This is a genomic window from uncultured Campylobacter sp. (assembly GCF_905373215.1).
Classification (GTDB): Bacteria; Campylobacterota; Campylobacteria; order Campylobacterales; family Campylobacteraceae; genus Campylobacter_B.
Genome location: NZ_CAJPRT010000001.1, coordinates 233,443 through 250,086 on the forward strand (window position 1 = coordinate 233,443; position 16,644 = coordinate 250,086).

At 42.4% G+C, this 16,644-nt stretch carries 15 protein-coding genes and 1 other RNA gene; 12 read left to right on the plus strand and 4 right to left on the minus strand.

The window, feature by feature from the left end; all coding sequences use genetic code 11:
* Positions 1 to 105: 105 nt before the first annotated feature.
* From dnaA to QZ176_RS01145, 6 genes are all read left to right on the plus strand, one after another.
* Positions 106 to 1,434 carry a chromosomal replication initiator protein DnaA gene (dnaA, locus tag QZ176_RS01120; protein ID WP_295150513.1) on the plus strand — a complete coding sequence of 443 codons (1,329 nt, stop codon included), beginning with the start codon at positions 106 to 108 and terminating at the stop codon, positions 1,432 to 1,434.
* A 156-nt stretch (positions 1,435 to 1,590) separates the two neighbouring features.
* On the plus strand, positions 1,591 to 2,670 hold the full coding sequence (gene dnaN, locus QZ176_RS01125) for a DNA polymerase III subunit beta (protein WP_295150516.1): 1,080 nt from the start codon (positions 1,591 to 1,593) through the stop codon (positions 2,668 to 2,670).
* Positions 2,671 to 2,679: 9 nt separating this feature from the next.
* Positions 2,680 to 4,992 carry a DNA topoisomerase (ATP-hydrolyzing) subunit B gene (gene gyrB, locus QZ176_RS01130; RefSeq protein ID WP_295150518.1) on the plus strand — a complete coding sequence of 771 codons (2,313 nt, stop codon included), beginning with the start codon at positions 2,680 to 2,682 and terminating at the stop codon, positions 4,990 to 4,992.
* Positions 4,993 to 6,420, plus strand: a complete 1,428-nt coding sequence (locus QZ176_RS01135) for an EAL domain-containing protein (RefSeq protein ID WP_295150521.1) — start codon at positions 4,993 to 4,995, stop codon at positions 6,418 to 6,420.
* Positions 6,417 to 6,797, plus strand: a complete 381-nt coding sequence (gene queF / locus QZ176_RS01140) for a preQ(1) synthase (RefSeq protein WP_295150523.1) — start codon at positions 6,417 to 6,419, stop codon at positions 6,795 to 6,797. Before QZ176_RS01135 ends, queF begins: the two co-directional genes overlap by 4 nt.
* Positions 6,794 to 8,029: an HD domain-containing protein gene (locus tag QZ176_RS01145; protein WP_295150526.1), complete on the plus strand. Its 1,236-nt coding sequence runs from the start codon at positions 6,794 to 6,796 to the stop codon at positions 8,027 to 8,029. The genes queF and QZ176_RS01145 overlap by 4 nt, the downstream gene beginning before the upstream one ends.
* Before the next feature lie 3 nt (positions 8,030 to 8,032).
* Here QZ176_RS01145 and ffs read toward each other — a convergent pair.
* An RNA gene (gene ffs / locus QZ176_RS01150) (signal recognition particle sRNA small type) lies at positions 8,033 to 8,130 on the minus strand.
* Between the two features lie 47 nt (positions 8,131 to 8,177).
* Here ffs and QZ176_RS01155 point away from each other — a divergent pair.
* The 3 genes from QZ176_RS01155 to QZ176_RS01165 all read left to right on the plus strand — a co-directional run bounded on the left by QZ176_RS01155 (position 8,178) and on the right by QZ176_RS01165 (position 11,165).
* Positions 8,178 to 8,597, plus strand: a complete 420-nt coding sequence (locus QZ176_RS01155; protein ID WP_177386922.1) for a hypothetical protein — start codon at positions 8,178 to 8,180, stop codon at positions 8,595 to 8,597.
* Between the two features lie 64 nt (positions 8,598 to 8,661).
* Positions 8,662 to 10,464, plus strand: a complete 1,803-nt coding sequence (gene typA / locus QZ176_RS01160) for a translational GTPase TypA (RefSeq protein WP_295150528.1) — start codon at positions 8,662 to 8,664, stop codon at positions 10,462 to 10,464.
* A 113-nt stretch (positions 10,465 to 10,577) separates the two neighbouring features.
* Entirely contained in the window at positions 10,578 to 11,165 is a 588-nt protein-coding gene (locus tag QZ176_RS01165; RefSeq protein WP_295150529.1) for an HAD-IB family hydrolase, read from the plus strand.
* A gap of 363 nt (positions 11,166 to 11,528) precedes the next feature.
* Here QZ176_RS01165 and QZ176_RS01170 read toward each other — a convergent pair whose 3' ends face one another.
* On the minus strand, positions 11,529 to 12,341 hold the full coding sequence (locus QZ176_RS01170; RefSeq protein WP_295150531.1) for a transporter substrate-binding domain-containing protein: 813 nt from the start codon (positions 12,339 to 12,341) through the stop codon (positions 11,529 to 11,531).
* Positions 12,342 to 12,571: 230 nt separating this feature from the next.
* Positions 12,572 to 13,375: a transporter substrate-binding domain-containing protein gene (locus QZ176_RS01175; RefSeq protein ID WP_295150533.1), complete on the minus strand. Its 804-nt coding sequence runs from the start codon at positions 13,373 to 13,375 to the stop codon at positions 12,572 to 12,574.
* Positions 13,376 to 13,545: 170 nt separating this feature from the next.
* Between QZ176_RS01175 and QZ176_RS01180 the strand changes: the two genes are divergently transcribed.
* Both QZ176_RS01180 and QZ176_RS01185 read left to right on the plus strand, forming a co-directional pair.
* Entirely contained in the window at positions 13,546 to 14,502 is a 957-nt protein-coding gene (locus QZ176_RS01180) for a hypothetical protein (protein ID WP_295150535.1), read from the plus strand.
* Between the two features lie 298 nt (positions 14,503 to 14,800).
* Complete coding sequence (locus QZ176_RS01185) at positions 14,801 to 15,208, plus strand: DUF805 domain-containing protein (RefSeq protein WP_295150538.1); 408 nt, start codon at positions 14,801 to 14,803, stop codon at positions 15,206 to 15,208.
* Positions 15,209 to 15,356: 148 nt separating this feature from the next.
* Here the strand turns inward: QZ176_RS01185 and QZ176_RS01190 are convergent, their stop codons facing one another.
* A complete protein-coding gene (locus QZ176_RS01190; RefSeq protein ID WP_295150539.1) occupies positions 15,357 to 15,938 on the minus strand; it encodes a Crp/Fnr family transcriptional regulator in 582 nt (193 codons plus the stop codon).
* A 127-nt stretch (positions 15,939 to 16,065) separates the two neighbouring features.
* On the opposite strand from QZ176_RS01190, the gene QZ176_RS01195 reads away from it, so the two are divergent.
* A complete protein-coding gene (locus QZ176_RS01195) occupies positions 16,066 to 16,632 on the plus strand; it encodes a hypothetical protein (RefSeq protein ID WP_295150544.1) in 567 nt (188 codons plus the stop codon).
* Positions 16,633 to 16,644 lie beyond the last annotated feature (12 nt).

A 16,644-nucleotide genomic window follows, 5' to 3' on the forward strand; every position in this document is an offset into this window, starting at 1 on the left:
TCTTTCACGCTTATTCACGGCTTAATCACAAGTGAATAAACTTAAATTTACCACAAATTTAGCGAAATTTAGCTAAAATCCTAATCTAATTTGTAAGGGAATTTTATGGCGACGTCGCAAGCACAAGAAATTTTATCGAATTTAGAGAAGGAAATTTTACCTACCGAATACTCTAGATACATTAAAAATTTGAAATTTAACGATAAAAGCTCGACACCAGGGTTTTTTATCTACAACGCAACTAACGAGTTTATCGCCAAATACGCCCAGACAAAATACGGCACTAAAATAAAAGAGCTTATCAAAAAACAATTTGGGCTCAACGACGTAATCGTCAAAATCACATCAAAAACTAAAATTTCGCCAAAAGAAAAGGTAAAAATCATCTCAGAAAAGCCAAAGAGCACGATTCTAAGCGAAAATTATAATTTTGAAAATTTTATCATCGGCGATTCAAATAAATTTGCCTTCGAGTGTTCGGTCTCCGTCGCGAAAGAGCCTGGAATCCGCTTTAATCCGCTCTTTATCTACGGGCCTAGCGGGCTTGGAAAAACTCACCTGCTTCAATCGATCGGAAATTACTGCATCAAAAAAGGAAAGACCGTCATTTGCGTCACCAGCGAGCAGTTTGCTAATGATTTTGTTTTTAATCTCAAAAACAACTCAATCGATAAATTTAAACAAAAATACCGCAATTGTGACGTTTTGCTCATCGACGACATTCAGTTTTTAATCGGACGTGATAAAGCTCAAGAGGAGCTTTTTTATACATTCAACGAGCTAAAAGACAAAAACTGCCAAATCGTCCTTACCAACGACCTTCCGCCAAAATTTTTAAAAGGCTTTGAAAGTCGTCTAACGACGCGGTTTGAAAGCGGCATCATAGCAAATATTACTCCGCCGGATCTCGAAACTAAAATCGCTATTATCAATAAAAAGAGCGAAGAAAATCGCGTTAGAATTCCACACGACGTCGTAGAATACATCGCTGCAAATATGGGTGATAATATCCGAGAGATCGAAGGCGCGATAAACAAACTAAATGCATATTCCTCAATACTTCGCACAAAGATCACGCTAGAATTTACCAAAAGTACACTTCAAGATCAGATCCATCAAAAATATTCAAGCGTGAGCCTCGAACACGTAATAGAGGTGATCTCAAAAGAACTGAACGTAAAACCTAGCGAGCTAAAAAGCAAAACGCGAGCTAAAAACGTTGTCGAAGCACGCCAAATTTGCATATATCTAACCAAACAGTTAACTCAAAACTCAATGCCTAAAATCGCCGCATTTTTTAATCTAAAAGATCACAGCGCCATCAGCAAAAATATCAAAAAAATCAACGAGCTCATCCAAACCGATGAGATGTTAAAAATAAAAATTGAAGAGCTGAAAAACAAAATAACCAAAAAGGATAAGAATGAAATTTAAACTTTATGAAAATAAAGCAAAAAGGGTGAATGAAAGTGAATAAAACAAAGCTACTTACTCACTGGATAAACTACCTAAAGACAAGCTTTAGGATAAGTTTTTCACAAAAATCACTTGCCAACTACTACAACGATAAAAATTCAAAAGGATAAAAATATGAAAGTGTTAATCACTAAAAAACTTTTAGAAGAGATAGTTTCAAATACTAGCTCCTATCTTGATAAAAAAGATCTAAGCTCGATAACTTCGCATCTTTTAATGAGTGCAAAAGATGGAATTTTTAGTATAAAAGCTACCGATCATGAAATAGGCCTTAGCTATAATATTCAGAACGTCGCTATAGAAACAGAAGGCGAAGCCACGGCAAACGGAGGCAAACTTCTTAGCGTTATAAAAGGCCTAAGCGACGATAGCGTTACTTTAGAAACTGTCAACGGAGCGCTATTTGTAAAGCAAAAAAAATCTAAATACAAGCTTCCGATGTTTGAAACGAGGGATTTTCCAAACTTTCCTACAATAGATGGTAAAAACAGCTTTGACGTAAATGCTGGAATTTTAGGCAGAAGCCTTAAAAAGATCTATCCGTCGATCGATACGAACAATCCAAAATATGAGCTAAACGGCGCTTTAATCGACGTAAAAGAGGGTTTTATAAATTTAGTCGGAACCGATACGAAGCGACTTAGCGTTTATAAGCTAATCACTCAATCAAAAGCGGGCGAGCTCGATACTAAAATTTTAATCCCTAAAAAGGCGATAGGCGAAATTCAAAAGCTATTTTCGGATAAAATTAAAATTTACTACGACGAAAACGTGTTGCTAGCGGTGAGCGAGAATTTTGAGTTTTTTACAAAGCTTATTAACGGCAAATTTCCAAACTACGAGCGCGTGATCCCAAGCGATACAGCGTATAAAATTTCAATTCCGCGCGATAAGATGGTAAGTGGCGTACGAGCAATAAACGCGATGTGCGAGGAGATGAAGGTTACCATCAAAAAGGATGGAATGGTTTTTGAGAGCATCAACGAGGATAATTCCGAGGCAAAGACCGAAATTGAAGCGGCGATCGAGATAAACAGCGAGATAGTCTTCGGCGTAAAAAATCGCTTTCTGCTTGATTTTTTAAGTAATATCGAGAGCGAAATTTTTGAGCTTGATTTTAACAGCTCCGATACGGCGTTTGTGCTTAGCGCGGATGGCTTAAAAACGGTCGTCATGCCGATAAATAATATTTAAAGGAAAATTATGAAGCAAAATTACGGCGCTAGTAATATTAAAGTTTTAAAGGGTCTTGAAGCCGTTAGAAAGCGCCCAGGAATGTATATTGGTGACACCAATATCGGCGGACTTCACCATATGATCTACGAGGTAGTGGATAACTCGATCGACGAGGCGATGGCAGGTTACTGCGACACAATCGACGTCGAAATCACAAACGAGGGAAGTTGTATCGTTAGCGATAACGGTCGTGGGATTCCCGTTGATATACATCCGACCGAAAAAATTCCTGCCGCGACGGTAGTTTTAACCGTGCTTCACGCAGGCGGTAAATTTGACAAAGACACTTATAAAGTCTCCGGCGGTCTGCACGGCGTGGGCGTTAGCGTCGTAAATGCGCTCTCAAAAAAGCTCGTTGCTACGATCAAACGGGATGGAAATATTTATAGACAAGAATTTGCCAAAGGAATTCCTACTACCGAGCTTGAAAAGATGAAAACTACTAATCGCACGGGCACTACGATCGAGTTTTGGCCCGACGGCGAAATTTTTGAAATTTTAGAATTTGACGATGAAATTTTATCAAAAAGATTTCGCGAGCTAGCGTATCTAAATCCAAAAATTACGATAAATTTTAAAGATAACCGCACGGGCAGGGACGAGCACTTTCACTTCGAAGGCGGCTTGGAAAGCTTCGTAAATGATATGAATAAAGCGCCTGCCATATCCAAAGCCGTATCGTTTAGCGATAGCGCGGAAGATGTTATGGTGGATTTTGCGCTGATGTATAACGAAACGTATAGCGAAAATTTATTAAGCTTCGTAAATAATATTAAAACTCCGGACGGCGGTACGCATGAGGCTGGTTTTAGAGCGGGTCTTACGCGCGCTATAACAAATTACGTCGCGGCAAATGCGGCTGCACGCGAAAAGGACACGAAGATCACCGGCGACGACGTTCGCGAGGGACTTATCGCGGTAATTAGCGTAAAGGTTCCCGAGCCGCAGTTTGAAGGACAGACTAAAGGTAAGCTGGGCTCCAGCTACGTTAAGCCGATCGTGCAAAAGATGGCGTTTGAGGTGCTTAGCAAGTATTTTGAAGAAAATCCGATCGAAGCGCGCGCCATTATGAATAAGGCTCTTTTAGCCGCGCGCGGTCGCGAAGCGGCAAAAAAAGCACGCGATCTAACGCGCAAAAAAGACAATATAAATTCCGTCGGAACCCTTCCCGGAAAGCTAGCCGATTGCCAAAGCAAGGATGCGAGTATTAGCGAAATTTATCTAGTAGAAGGCGATAGCGCGGGCGGTTCGGCGAAGCAGGGAAGAGACCGCGTGTTTCAAGCGATTCTGCCGCTTAGAGGTAAAATTTTAAACGTAGAAAAGGCGCGCCTGGATAGAATTTTACAATCCGAAGAGATTAAAAATATGATCACGGCCTTTGGTTGCGGTATCGGCGAGGAATTTAACGAAGAAAAGCTTCGCTATCACAAAATCATTATTATGACCGATGCAGATGTCGACGGTAGCCACATTCAGACTCTGCTTTTAACATTTTTCTTTAGATTTTTGCGTCCTATCGTGGAAAACGGCTATGTTTATCTGGCACAGCCGCCGCTTTTTAGATATAAAAAGGGTAAAAAAGAAATTTATCTAAAAGACGAAAAGGCGCTTAGCGAGTTTTTGATCGAAACTGGCATTGATATGGGCGAGTTTGAAGGCATCGGCAACGAGGATCTAATCGATTATCTAAAAATTGTTTCAAACTACCGTTCGCTTTTGAACGAACTTAAAAAGCGCTTTAGCGTGCTTAGCGCGATCAGATTTTTGATAGAAAACGACGAAGTGCGAAGCCTCGGCTACGAGGAGCTATTTAAAATTTTAAAGCCGCGCCTGGAAAGCGAAGGATTTAACATCTTAAATTCCTACGTAAATGATGAAGGCATTAGAATTTATGTCCAAACTCCGAGCGGCTTGGAACAGCTCGTGATAGATGAGAATTTATTCGGCAATTATATCTTTGAAGAGGCGATCAGAGTTTATTCAAAGATCAAAGAGCGGGATGTAAGCTTTGGCAAGGATTTTATTGAAATTTTAGACGAAATCGAAAAAAGCTCGAAAAAAGGCGCTTATATTCAGCGCTATAAAGGTCTTGGAGAGATGAATCCGGAGCAGCTTTGGGAAACCACTATGAGCCCTGAAAATCGAAGGTTGTTAAAAATAAATATAGCCGATGCACAGAGTGCTAGCGATACCTTTAATCTTTTCATGGGTGACGAGGTCGAGCCGCGCCGAAACTACATCCAAGATCATGCAAAAGATGTAAAACATTTGGACGTTTAGATGCTATTTAGTGAGACCAAAGAGCGCGAAAATCGTTTCATAACGGCACTTAAAATTTCGGTGCCATTTACCTGCGTTTTGATTGTTTTTGGAATTATTTTATTCCGAAATGGTGAGTTTAAATTTGATGACGTAATTTTATTTTCGATACTTTTAATCTGCTATGTTTATTATGTTATCTATCAAATTTACTTCGGCTTTCAAAAGACGCTGATCGATCCCGTTACTCACGTATTCGTGCGCGAGGAGATCGAGAAAATTTTGAGTAATGATCTAGCCAAAAATCGTCAAATAAATATTGTTCTTTTGCGAATTAAAAATATCATCGACATAAACGATCGATACGGTTATAAAAACGGCGATGAAATTTTATATGAGTATTGTAAAGAACTTTCAAATTTTATGGCGGAACAGGGCTTTAAGGACCTTCCGATTGGGCGTTTTATAAACGGCTACTTTGTATTCGGCGTAGAATCAAAAGCTACGAATTTAAGCCATATTTTGCGGATGTTCGAGCATAAAATTTCAAGTCAAACGATTAAAAATGTAGAGATAAAAAGCGAATTTGCAATGCTTCCAAGCTCCTATGATCGCAACCTAAATAATATCGTAAATGCTCTATTTTATAAGATAAATCACCTGGACGACGAAGAGCACGGCGAGAAGGCTATTGACGTAGAGAAAGTATTAATTGACGTATTTTCCGCCGACGTAATGGAAGCGATCGATAGTGAAAATTTTAGCTTTAAATATCAGCGCGTTGCAGATAAAAACGGCGTAAAATCACATATAAATTTAATTCCAAAGCTCGATCTAAGAAGCGGCGAAAAGATCACAAAAAGTAGAATTTTAGATATTTTGCTTCTAAATCATTATGACATCAAATACGATATTTCGATGATGAGGCAGATTTCTAGGATCATCTATTTTAAAGATATCGACGCTAAAATTTTTATCGAGATTATGCCTCAGACCCTGCGAAATAACGAGTTTCGTAATGAAATTTTAAAGCTTATCGATAATAATCTAATCGATCCGAAAAAGATCGTGTTTGAGTTTAACGAAAGGCTTATCTATTCGGAGATTAAGCGCTTTGATGAAATTTTGATTAAATTCCGCGAACTTGGATTTAGCTTCGCGCTGTCGCAGTTTGGCGGCTCAAACGCTAGCTTTGAATATTTAAAATTTCTAAACGTCGATTTTATCGTTTATGATATAGAATTTAACAAAAATTTAGACGATGAAAAGATTAAAAATATATTTATAAGCATCAACGAAGCCTGCGCAAAATCGAGCATCAAAACCATAATGCGCTTTGTAGATAAGCAGGAATTTCAAATGCAGCTTTATAAAATGGGTATTGATTATATTCAGGGATTTTGCGTCGAAAAGCCGAACGATATATCGAATTTAAGGAGAGTGCAGTGAGATACGGCGAAGAGGAAATTGAGAAATTTGACATCGAAAATTTAGAAGTTTGGCCCAATAAACAGGAGCGTGATTATCTAATAAAAATCACCCTGCCCGAGTTTTGCTGCCGCTGCCCGCGTTCGGGCTATCCGGACTTTGCGACGATCTATTTGGAATATATCCCGGATAAGTTCGTGGTCGAACTTAAAGCGATTAAAATTTACATAAATTCCTTTATGAACCGATATATCAGCCACGAAGATAGCATAAATGAAATTTACGGCGCGCTTCAAAGCAAGCTAAAGCCTAAATTTATGAAAATCACGGGCGATTTTAATCCGCGCGGTAACGTCCACACGGTAATCGAAATAAACTCGGATCAAATTTACCGATGATAAGCTCAAATTTAGTCGAACAAATTTTTAAATCCGCAAGCATTAGCCGTTGGAACGATTACCCAAAGATGGTGAGTTTAGTCGAGCTCGACAAACAGGCACATAAATTTATCATTGCTTATTTTATTGCTAGCTTTGAGCGCGATGTGGATATCAACTACGTGATAGAAGCGGGGATTTTCGAGTTTTTAGCGCGTATCGTAGTAACCGACATCCGCCCAGATGTCTTTCATCAGATACAAAAAACCAAGAAAAAAAAGATCAACGAATGGGTTTTAAGTGTCCTGGAAAGCGATCTTTTGCCTATTCAAAACGGCGCCTTTTTCGAGCGATTTAAAAAATATCTAAATTCCAAAGATCATAAGAAAGAAGCCGTGATTTTAAAGGCGGCGAGCTACCTCTCTACGCGGTGGGAATTTAACATCGTCTATCAAACGAGCCAGTTTTTAAATGATATTGAAGAACTAAAAGCCAAGGTCGAGGAGGAGCTCGAGGATTATTACGAGCTAATCGGCGTGCGAAAGATCGTGATGAATAAAAAACTTGCCCGCATAGTTGATCTTAGTGGCAGACTTCGTTTTCAAAAACGCTGGGCGCAGACGCCGCGCATCCCTGAGACATCGGTGCTGGGACACATGCTGGTAGTTGCGATTTTAAGTTACTTTTTCTCGCTTGAAGTGGGTGCGTGTCGCTCGCGCACGGCATATAATTTTTTCTGCGCGCTATTTCACGATCTACCAGAAAGCCTCACTCGCGACATCATTAGCCCCGTAAAATACGGCGTTAAAGGCCTTAGCGACATCATCAGCGAATATGAGATGCGGCTGATAGACGATAAAATTTTACCTTTCGTGCCGGAACATATGAGAGATGATTTTAGCTATATTTTGGGTATCCGCAAAGAGGGCGGTAAATTTATAAAAGACGAGTTTGAAAACCGCACCTTCGAGCTAGGCAAGGAGCCTAAATTTGCAGAGGGCAGCCTAAAGATGTTTAACGAAGATAAATTTCGCGCAATCGACGGCAAGGCGCTTAAGTATTGCGACAAACTCGCGGCATTTTTTGAGGCGGGGATTTCGATTAGTTACGGCGTAAAGAGCAAGGAGCTGCTTAGCGGGTATAGTTCGATGTTAGAGTTTTTCAAATCAAAGCCGAAAATTGAAGGCGTTGATTTTCAGAGTGTTTGCGAGGATTTCAAAGAGCATTTCGGGCTTAATAGGATCGATTTGTAAAACCCCTTCCCAGATGGCTGCGGCACATGCGAGATCTAAGTGCTCTGCTGTATTCCTACCCTGAAGCGGTGCCTAAAAAAAGCATTGCACAGGTCTAAGAAAGGGCAAACGGGATTATATGGAAATGTTTCTTAAAGTAAGGTTATAAATGAATTTTAAAAATCATCTTCTATCCGTATTTCGCGAGGTCTTTATCCCTCATCATCGCTCTATCGAGTTCAGAGCTAAAATTTTTGCCGCGATGCTGCTTGCCAAAAAGAAGCAGACCGACGAGGATTATGACGCGATTAAAGATATAGCGGGTGAAATTTATCCAGGCGACGAGCAGCGCATCGGCGTGCTGGTCTCCATCGTAAAAGAATATATTTTAAAGGCAAAGACCTATAAAAGCTTAAATTTAGACTCGCTTCTAAAAGAGATCGACAGAGATATCAAAAATAACAAAAAATATATCAAAAAGATCGATTTTTCGCATCTGCGCCGTCTGATCGGAGATGATGACGAGGATGCGCTGATCCAACAGCGCGTGTATGAGTTTTTTGTCTGCGAAGTCAAAGAGTATTCGTAAATTTTTATCTTAAGAATTTTTTTAGTATAATCATCAGTTTTTGAAATTATAAACGGAGAAAAATTTGGAAAATATCAGAAATATCGCGGTTATCGCGCACGTTGATCACGGCAAGACCACTATCGTAGATGAGCTTTTAAAACAATCCGGCACCTTTGGTAATCACCAAGAAGTCGGCGAGCGCGTGATGGACAGCAACGATATAGAGCGCGAGCGCGGTATTACGATCCTATCCAAAAACACCGCCATCCACTACGGCGGCGTTAAAATCAACATCATTGACACTCCGGGCCACGCCGATTTTGGCGGCGAGGTCGAGCGCGTGCTAAAGATGGTAGACGGCGTGCTTTTGCTCGTCGATGCGCAAGAAGGAGTCATGCCGCAGACAAAATTTGTCGTAAAAAAGGCGCTATCTTTGGGGCTTAGGCCGATAGTAGTCGTAAATAAGATCGACAAGCCCGCAGCCGATCCGGACCGCGTGGTAAATGAAATTTTCGATCTTTTCGTAGCGCTTGACGCAAACGACGAGCAGCTAGAGTTCCCCGTCATCTACGCCGCGGCCAAAAACGGCTACGCAAAATACGATCTAAACGACGCAAGCGCCGATATGAAGCCGCTTTTTGAGACGATCATCTCTCACGTCCCTACTCCGAGCGGTAGCGATGATAATCCGCTGCAGCTGCAGGTTTTCACGCTCGATTACGATAACTACGTCGGAAAGATCGGCATCGCTAGGATTTTCAACGGCACGATAAACAAAAACCAAAGCGTTATGCTAGCCAAAGCCGATGGCACGCACATCAACGGTAGAATTTCAAAGCTGATCGGCTTTAACGGACTTGAGCGCACCGACATTGATACGGCGGGCACCGGCGACATTGTAGCGATTGCGGGCTTTGACGCGCTTGACGTAGGCGATAGCATCGTCGATCCCAATAATCCGATTCCGCTTGATGCGCTGCATATCGAAGAGCCGACCCTTAGCGTAATTTTTAGCGTAAATGACGGACCGCTAGCCGGCACGGAGGGTAAATTCGTAACCTCAAATAAGATCGACGAGCGCTTGGAAGCGGAGATGAAAACCAACATCGCGATGCGCTATGAAAACGCGGGCGAGGGTAAATTTAAAGTAAGCGGTCGCGGCGAGCTGCAGATCACGATTTTGGCTGAAAATATGCGTCGCGAGGGCTTTGAGTTTTGCCTCGGACGTCCGGAAGTTATCATCAAAGAGATCGACGGCATCAAATGCGAGCCTTTCGAGCATCTAGTCATCGACGCGCCCGATGATTGCACCGGCACCGTCATCGAAAAGCTCGGTCGTAAAAAGGCTGAGATGAAGGTGATGAATCCTACCGGTGACGGGCAGACGCGCATGGAGTTTGAGATCCCGGCGCGCGGTCTCATCGGCTTTCGCTCGCAGTTTTTGACCGATACTCGCGGCGAAGGGGTGATGAATCATAGCTTTTTGGAATTTCGCCCCTTCATCGGCGCGGTCGAGAAGCGGCAAAACGGCGCGCTCGTGAGCATGGAAAACGGAGTGGCGCTAGGATACAGCCTGTGGAACCTGCAAGATCGCGGCGTGCTTTTTATCGCTCCGCAGGCGAAGGTCTATCTGGGCATGATCATCGGCGAGCACAGCCGCCCGAACGATCTGGACGTCAATCCGATCAAGGGTAAAAATTTAACCAACGTCCGCGCCAGCGGTAGCGATGATGCGATCAAGCTCGTGCCGCCGCGCGCATTAAATTTAGAGCGCGCGCTGGAGTGGATCGAGGAGGACGAGCTTGTGGAGGTTACGCCCGTAAATATCCGCGTGCGCAAGCGATACCTGGATCCTACGACGCGCAGACGAATGGCGAAAAAATAGAATTTTTTGGATGAAATTTTAAAATTCGGCGTGAAATTTAGCTTTTAAATTTCACGCCTTTTTTATAGGCAAATTTTAAAATTTGCGCTGCTAAAATTTTGCTAGGAGAGGTAATGAATCTTGTTTTATTCGACTTTGACGGCACGATCACGCGCGATGATTCGCTGCTCGAGTTCGTCGCCTACGTAGTCGGATTTAAGAAATTTTTTCGCGGGATTTTGGTGCTATCTCCCATTTTGGCGGCGTATAAACTAGGCCTTACGAGTAATAATTTTACGCGCAGAAAGCTTTTGGGCCACTTTTTTGCGGGCATGAGCGCCGATAAATTCGATAAAATTTGCAAAAAATACTCCACCACTCACATCGAAGATATCCTAAAACAAAGCGCGATGGACAAGATCGCAAGCTACAAAGCCGCGGGCGATAAGATCGTCATCGTCACTGCCTCGCTCGAAGACTGGCTGCGTCCGTGGTGCGAGGCGCAGGGCTTGGAGCTTTTAGGCACTAAAATACGGCGCAAAGGCGGCATCATCACGGGCGAGATCGAGGGGCAGAACTGCTACGGCGCGCAAAAGGTCGCTCGCGTGCGTGCGGCATACGACGTGCAGGCTTTCGATCGCGTTATCGCTTACGGCGACAGCAGAGGCGATCGCGAGATGCTCGAGTTTGCCGACGAGGCACACTACAAGGCGTTTGAGTAAAATTTAACGGCTGAAAGCTTAAAATAGCATCTGCGGCGACTGCGCTTTTGCTGAGAGCTAGATTTCTCCTCACGCAGAATTTTATCCTTATCAAATTTATCGCGCTTGTCTAGGGGATTTTGTTGCAGCACGGATTTTAAAATTCGCAGTGCGGGTAAAACTATGTTCGTAGCGTAGAATTTTGCTTTGAATGGAATAGATATTCTAAAACCGAGCAAGCGTGAGATAAAATTTTAAATTTTAGAATTTTACGAAATTTTGCAGCTACAAAAATCCCAAAATTTGCAGATCGTAGAATTCCACTCGCCGCGTGCGAAGCGGAATTTTAAAATTTAAAAATCCCGCGCCTTAGAATTCTAAGGTCTAAAGCATGTTATAAATTCCGTCTAAAAGGAAGTATTTTCTATCCGCAGTACCGCGGTAAAACGGCTCGAAAGTATCCTCATACGCCTTTTTGAAAAAGCCCTCTTTGCTTAGCTTGATGAGCTCGGAATTTATGAAATCCAGTAGCTCCTTGTTGCCCTTTTGCACGCCGACGCCTAAGAATTCTGCCGCGCCTAGGTTTTTAAACGGCACTTCGAGCGTATCGTCCACGACGGCATAAGCTAGGACGATGATGTTGTCATTGGCGTAGCCGTCGGCTCTGCCGTCCTTCATCATCGCATAGCACTCGGAGGTATTTTTGCAGTAAACTAAATTGCTAAATTTCTCTTTGCGCAGATATCGCTCGGTCATCGAGCCGTTTGGGTTCTTTTCGATCGAAATTCTCATATCGCGAACTTGCGCAAAGTCCTTCACTTGATCCTCTTTACGCGTTACAATGCCAAAATTTACCGATAGATACGGAAGCGAGAAATCCACCTGCTTCTTGCGCTCTTGCGTAATCATAAAGGTGCCGATAACCATATCGACCTTGTTATTTTTCAAAAACGGGATTCTCTCGCCTGCGGTTACGGCTACGAACTGCACTTCGCCTTTTTTATCGCCGAAAATATCTTTGGCGATCGAGCTAGCAAGCTCGATTTCAAAGCCCTCAAACTTGCCGTTATTAGACTCGCTTAGCGGCGGACGACCTTCGCGCACGCCCACTCTGATAACACCTGCCTGCCTGATTTCATCTAGTGTATTTGCAAAAATGCTAGCGCAAAATAAGGCTAAAATAAAAAGTAATCTCATAAAAAGCCCCCTACTTTTTAGTTTTCGGAATAATTATAGCACTATATATTTTAGAGAAAATAAATGCAAGCGGTTTAAAATTCAATCACCGCGCGTATGCAAGTTTGAAATTTAGGGGCGAAGTGGGGATTTAAAATTTAATGAATTTGAAAAATTTTAAATCCCAAGATTTATTCGTTATGCAAACTGCCTTCGATAAATTTTATATTTTAATTCCTAGCTTTACGCTTTTATAGCAAGTCATAAATTCCATCTAGCAGGAAGTATTTTTTATCCGCCGTGCCGCGGTAAAAAGGCTCGAAGGTATTCTGATAAGCCTTTTTGAAAAAGCCCTCTTTGCTTAGCTTGACAAGCTCTGCGTTGATGAAATCAAGTAACTCCTTATTTCCTTTTTGCACGCCAATACCGATGAAATCAGGCTTACCGAAGTTTTGAAACGGTACTTCGAGCGTATCGTCCACGACGGCGTAGGCTAGCACCGTGATATTTAAATTGATGTATCCGTCAGCTTTGCCGTCTCGGATCATCGCGTAGCATTCGCTTGTGCTTTTGCAGTAGCTTACGTTGCTAAATTTCTCTTTTTTAAGATATGCATCTACGGTCGTGCCCTCTTCGGTTATGAGCCTCATATCGCGCAAACGCGATATATCTTTGATGGCGTCTGCTTTGCGAGTTAACACGCCGAGATTGGTCGAAAAATACGGCATCGAGAAGTCCACATGATTTTTACGCGCCGAATCGATGACGAAGGTAGCTGCAACTATATCGACTTTATTATTGACTAGATACGAGACGCGATCGGCGGCGCTTAGAGAGACGAACTGCACTTCGCCTTGTTTGGCACCGAAAATCGCCTTTGCGATCGCATTGGCAAGTTCGATCTCAAAGCCTTCAAATTTACCACCGCTAATCTCGCTAAAAGGCGGTCTGCCGTCTCTGACGCCTACTCTAATGACGCCGCTATTTCTGATCTCTTGCAGCGTGTTTGCAAAAAGCCCCGCACAAAGCAAGATCAAAGTAAAAAGTAGTTTCATTTGCCGCTCCTTTGTTTAGGTTATTTATGACTAATTCTAGCGAAATTAAAATCAAAAGGCGCTTTTTTGGGCTAAATTTATTTGCCGTTTGCTTTTTATGAAATTTCAAGACGCTGTTAAATTTAGCCTTAGATTTGATATAATCGGGCAAAATTTATGGAAAGGACGATATGAAAAATTTTATCTTTTTGTGGCTTTTACTTGCGGGCTGCGCTTTCGGCGCCGCTAAAGAGGATGCGGCGGCTTCTACTACGCAGCAGGTGGCGTCAAATTTGCCGCAGCCAAATTTTGAAATTTTTTACGATGAAAATGCTAGTGATGCGCAGATAGATGCGGGGTTGGATGCGCTTTTAGAATTCGCGGCGCAAAACAGGGGCAGGATCGACGAGGATTTCGGGGAGTTTAAAGATAGAATTTTCACCGCTTTCATTTTTAATCCGAAGGTGCTGCGAAATTCAAAATTCGACTTCGAGCGGATAGAAAAAATCCTCAAATTTAAACCAAATCTCAATTACGGCGGAGATAGCGGTTATTTCTCGCCGCTAAAGCTCGCGATCTTTTTCGGCTCGAAATTTAGCGGCGAGACGGCGAAGCTTTATCACTTTGATAGCGCCGATGCGATGCGACTTTTAGAGCTTTTGGTACAAAACGGCGCGGATGTCAAAGCTAACGGATTGCTGCTAGATGCGGTATCGAACGATAATTTCGCGGCGTTTAAGTTTTTGATTGCAAACGGCGCGCGAGATACGAAAGATGTGGTCGGCTCGGTTGCGGGCAGCGAATTAATATTTCTAAGCGACAACAACGTTTCCATTCTCGGATATAAGGAGGCGCTGCCGCTTGCCGCGAGGGAGTTTGCCGCGGGCGCCAAATTTAAAGAATTCCGCGACGAGAGATTACGCTATTTGGACGAAATTTTAAAATTCCAAAGCTTTGCAAGCATCGATAAAAAGGAGATCGAAACGCTTATCAAAGTAGCTGTGGTGCTGGATGACGAGATGACGGCGAAATTTCTGCTCTCGCACGGTCTGTGCGAGCAGAAAGAGCTTTGCGAGTTTCTAAAAGCGCAGGCGAAAACTTACGACGCTGTAAAAATTTCTAAAATTTTAAGCTGCGAAGAAAAGTAAATTTTAAAATTTGAGCAGCTATGGCGGTGCAAAGCAGATAAAATCGCTATTATAATTGTGCTAGTCGCAGTCGCCCTACTTTGTTATTTAGCGCGAGCGAAAAAGCAAAATTTGTTCCGCCTAACCTACCCTCCTCCGCTTATCAAACAGCTCGCTATTAAGTTCATTCGAGATAAATTTTAATGTATTTGCCAGATAGCGCGGCGGCGGAGGTAAATTTTAAAATTTAATCAATATAAAGGACAAATTTAAGTGCCATTGTTATATAATTTATCTTATTTTTTAAAAGGAGTTTGAGATGACTTTTATGGAGTCTGTTCGCACTTGTCTCAAAGAGAATTATTGCAATTTTGAGGGGCGTGCGCCACGTTCAGAGTACTGGTGGTTTGCATTATTTGCGGCACTTTTAGGAATCGTAACGTTAGTATTGGATGGCTTCTTAGGCACCTATGCCGTTACGAGTTCCGGTAGAATGATCGGTTTCATTAACTCAATCTTTTTATTGGCAATACTTTTACCTTCTATCGCCGTAGCAGTAAGGCGTCTGCATGATACCGATAGAAGCGGCTGGTTTTATCTGTTAATTTTTATCCCGATAATAGGCCCGGTAGTATTGATCGTATTTTTTATCCAGCAAGGCACTAACGGGCGCAACCGCTTTGGAGACGACCCGTTGCGACCTGCAAGCAGAGGTTCGATTTTTTAAACCGTAGCTTTGCAGCACATACATAAGCTTCACAAATAAGCTAAATTTAGGGCTAATCCCATTTTGGGTTTAGCCCTTTGTTTTATGAGGCGGTTTCGCTCAAAATATCCCTCCTCGTTTAAATTTAGATCCGCCGCGCAGATTCAGACTATAAAATTTTAATCCTATTGCCCTTTAATTTCACGATCTTTTTGTCGTTTACGAGCTTCGTGATCGCCTGAGAGACGTTTTGGCGAGGCGCTCCAAGTAGGCTTGCCAGCGTCATTATATTAAAGGGAAGCTCCACGATCTTATCTGCGTTTGCGATGCGATTTAAGAAATTTAAAATCCGCGTCTGAATTTTTGCAAAAACGATCTCTTTTATCAAAATTCGCTGCGAGTAGATGTTTTTGATAAGCGCGTTTATGATTGAGCTTGAAAACTCGTCTCCAAGCAGCTCGAAAAGCTCCGAGATATTGATCTGCAGCGTCTCGCAGTCGCTTAAAATTTCAAGGCTCGTGTTTTTATCCAAGCAGATGTAGGCGCCGCTTTTTACGAAGCTAAAGATAAATTCCTTGCCGTTTTCGTAGCAGTTTAGCTTCGCCCTGCCGCGCAGCAGAATGATAAATTTAAACTTCTGCGCGTAGATCACGTCGCCGCGAGCGTAGCTTTCGCGCCTAAATTTGGCAATCCGCTCCCTGCTTAAAAAGTCGAATTTCTCGCTGTAATCGTTATTTAATCTATCTATCATAGCAGCTCTTTGCATAAAATTTCACGTAAATTTTACATAAAAAGGATAAATTCGTCGCAATCGCGACAAATTTAAATTTATCTTTGATTTATAATTCGCGTTAAAGACAACCTAGAAAGGATACTTTATGAGGAAAATTTTTATCTCATTTATCTGTGCGTGTTCGCTTTTCGGCGGCGAGGTGATCTCCAAAACCACGGCGATCTCGCAAGACGGCAAAGCAATCGGCGAGGCTGAAATTTTAACACCGATCGAGGTGATATCCAGCGAAGGTGGCGTTACCAAGATTAAAATTAAAGGCGTCGTGAGCGAAAACTATCAGCTTCAAATACAAAAAAATATGAAAGAAGCTGAAATTTACGCGATTTTTACGAACGAAGCCGAAGAAAATTTTAAAAAGGGCAAAAAACTCGAGGACGATTACGGCGAGATCTGGTACGAAGCCGAGGGAATTTATGAGATCAGTTCGGATGCCGTAGCCAAGGACGCTAAGGCTCTTTATGCGGAGGCAAAGACAAACTATGAGCAGATCTGCTCGGCGTGTCACCGCTTGCATGAGCCAAAGAGCTTCACGGCAAATCAGTGGCCTGCAAATTTACAAGAGATGATCAATGCAAACTACGTAGCGCTCGAGGGCGACGAGCTAAATTTGATCATAAAATACCTACAACACAACGCAAAAAAACCTGAATGATAAAGGAGATCA

Excerpts from the sequence above, each read along its gene's own strand:
- dnaA (WP_295150513.1), top strand. The coding sequence starts at position 106 with ATGGCGACGTCGCAAGCACAAGAAATTTTATCGAATTTAGAGAAGGAA.
- dnaN (WP_295150516.1), top strand. The coding sequence starts at position 1,591 with ATGAAAGTGTTAATCACTAAAAAACTTTTAGAAGAGATAGTTTCAAAT.
- gyrB (WP_295150518.1), top strand. The coding sequence starts at position 2,680 with ATGAAGCAAAATTACGGCGCTAGTAATATTAAAGTTTTAAAGGGTCTT.
- QZ176_RS01135 (WP_295150521.1), top strand. The coding sequence starts at position 4,993 with ATGCTATTTAGTGAGACCAAAGAGCGCGAAAATCGTTTCATAACGGCA.
- QZ176_RS01145 (WP_295150526.1), top strand. The coding sequence starts at position 6,794 with ATGATAAGCTCAAATTTAGTCGAACAAATTTTTAAATCCGCAAGCATT.
- QZ176_RS01155 (WP_177386922.1), top strand. The coding sequence starts at position 8,178 with ATGAATTTTAAAAATCATCTTCTATCCGTATTTCGCGAGGTCTTTATC.
- QZ176_RS01165 (WP_295150529.1), top strand. The coding sequence starts at position 10,578 with ATGAATCTTGTTTTATTCGACTTTGACGGCACGATCACGCGCGATGAT.
- QZ176_RS01170 (WP_295150531.1), bottom strand. The coding sequence starts at position 12,341 with ATGAGATTACTTTTTATTTTAGCCTTATTTTGCGCTAGCATTTTTGCA.
- QZ176_RS01175 (WP_295150533.1), bottom strand. The coding sequence starts at position 13,375 with ATGAAACTACTTTTTACTTTGATCTTGCTTTGTGCGGGGCTTTTTGCA.
- QZ176_RS01180 (WP_295150535.1), top strand. The coding sequence starts at position 13,546 with ATGAAAAATTTTATCTTTTTGTGGCTTTTACTTGCGGGCTGCGCTTTC.
- QZ176_RS01185 (WP_295150538.1), top strand. The coding sequence starts at position 14,801 with ATGACTTTTATGGAGTCTGTTCGCACTTGTCTCAAAGAGAATTATTGC.
- QZ176_RS01190 (WP_295150539.1), bottom strand. The coding sequence starts at position 15,938 with ATGATAGATAGATTAAATAACGATTACAGCGAGAAATTCGACTTTTTA.
- QZ176_RS01195 (WP_295150544.1), top strand. The coding sequence starts at position 16,066 with ATGAGGAAAATTTTTATCTCATTTATCTGTGCGTGTTCGCTTTTCGGC.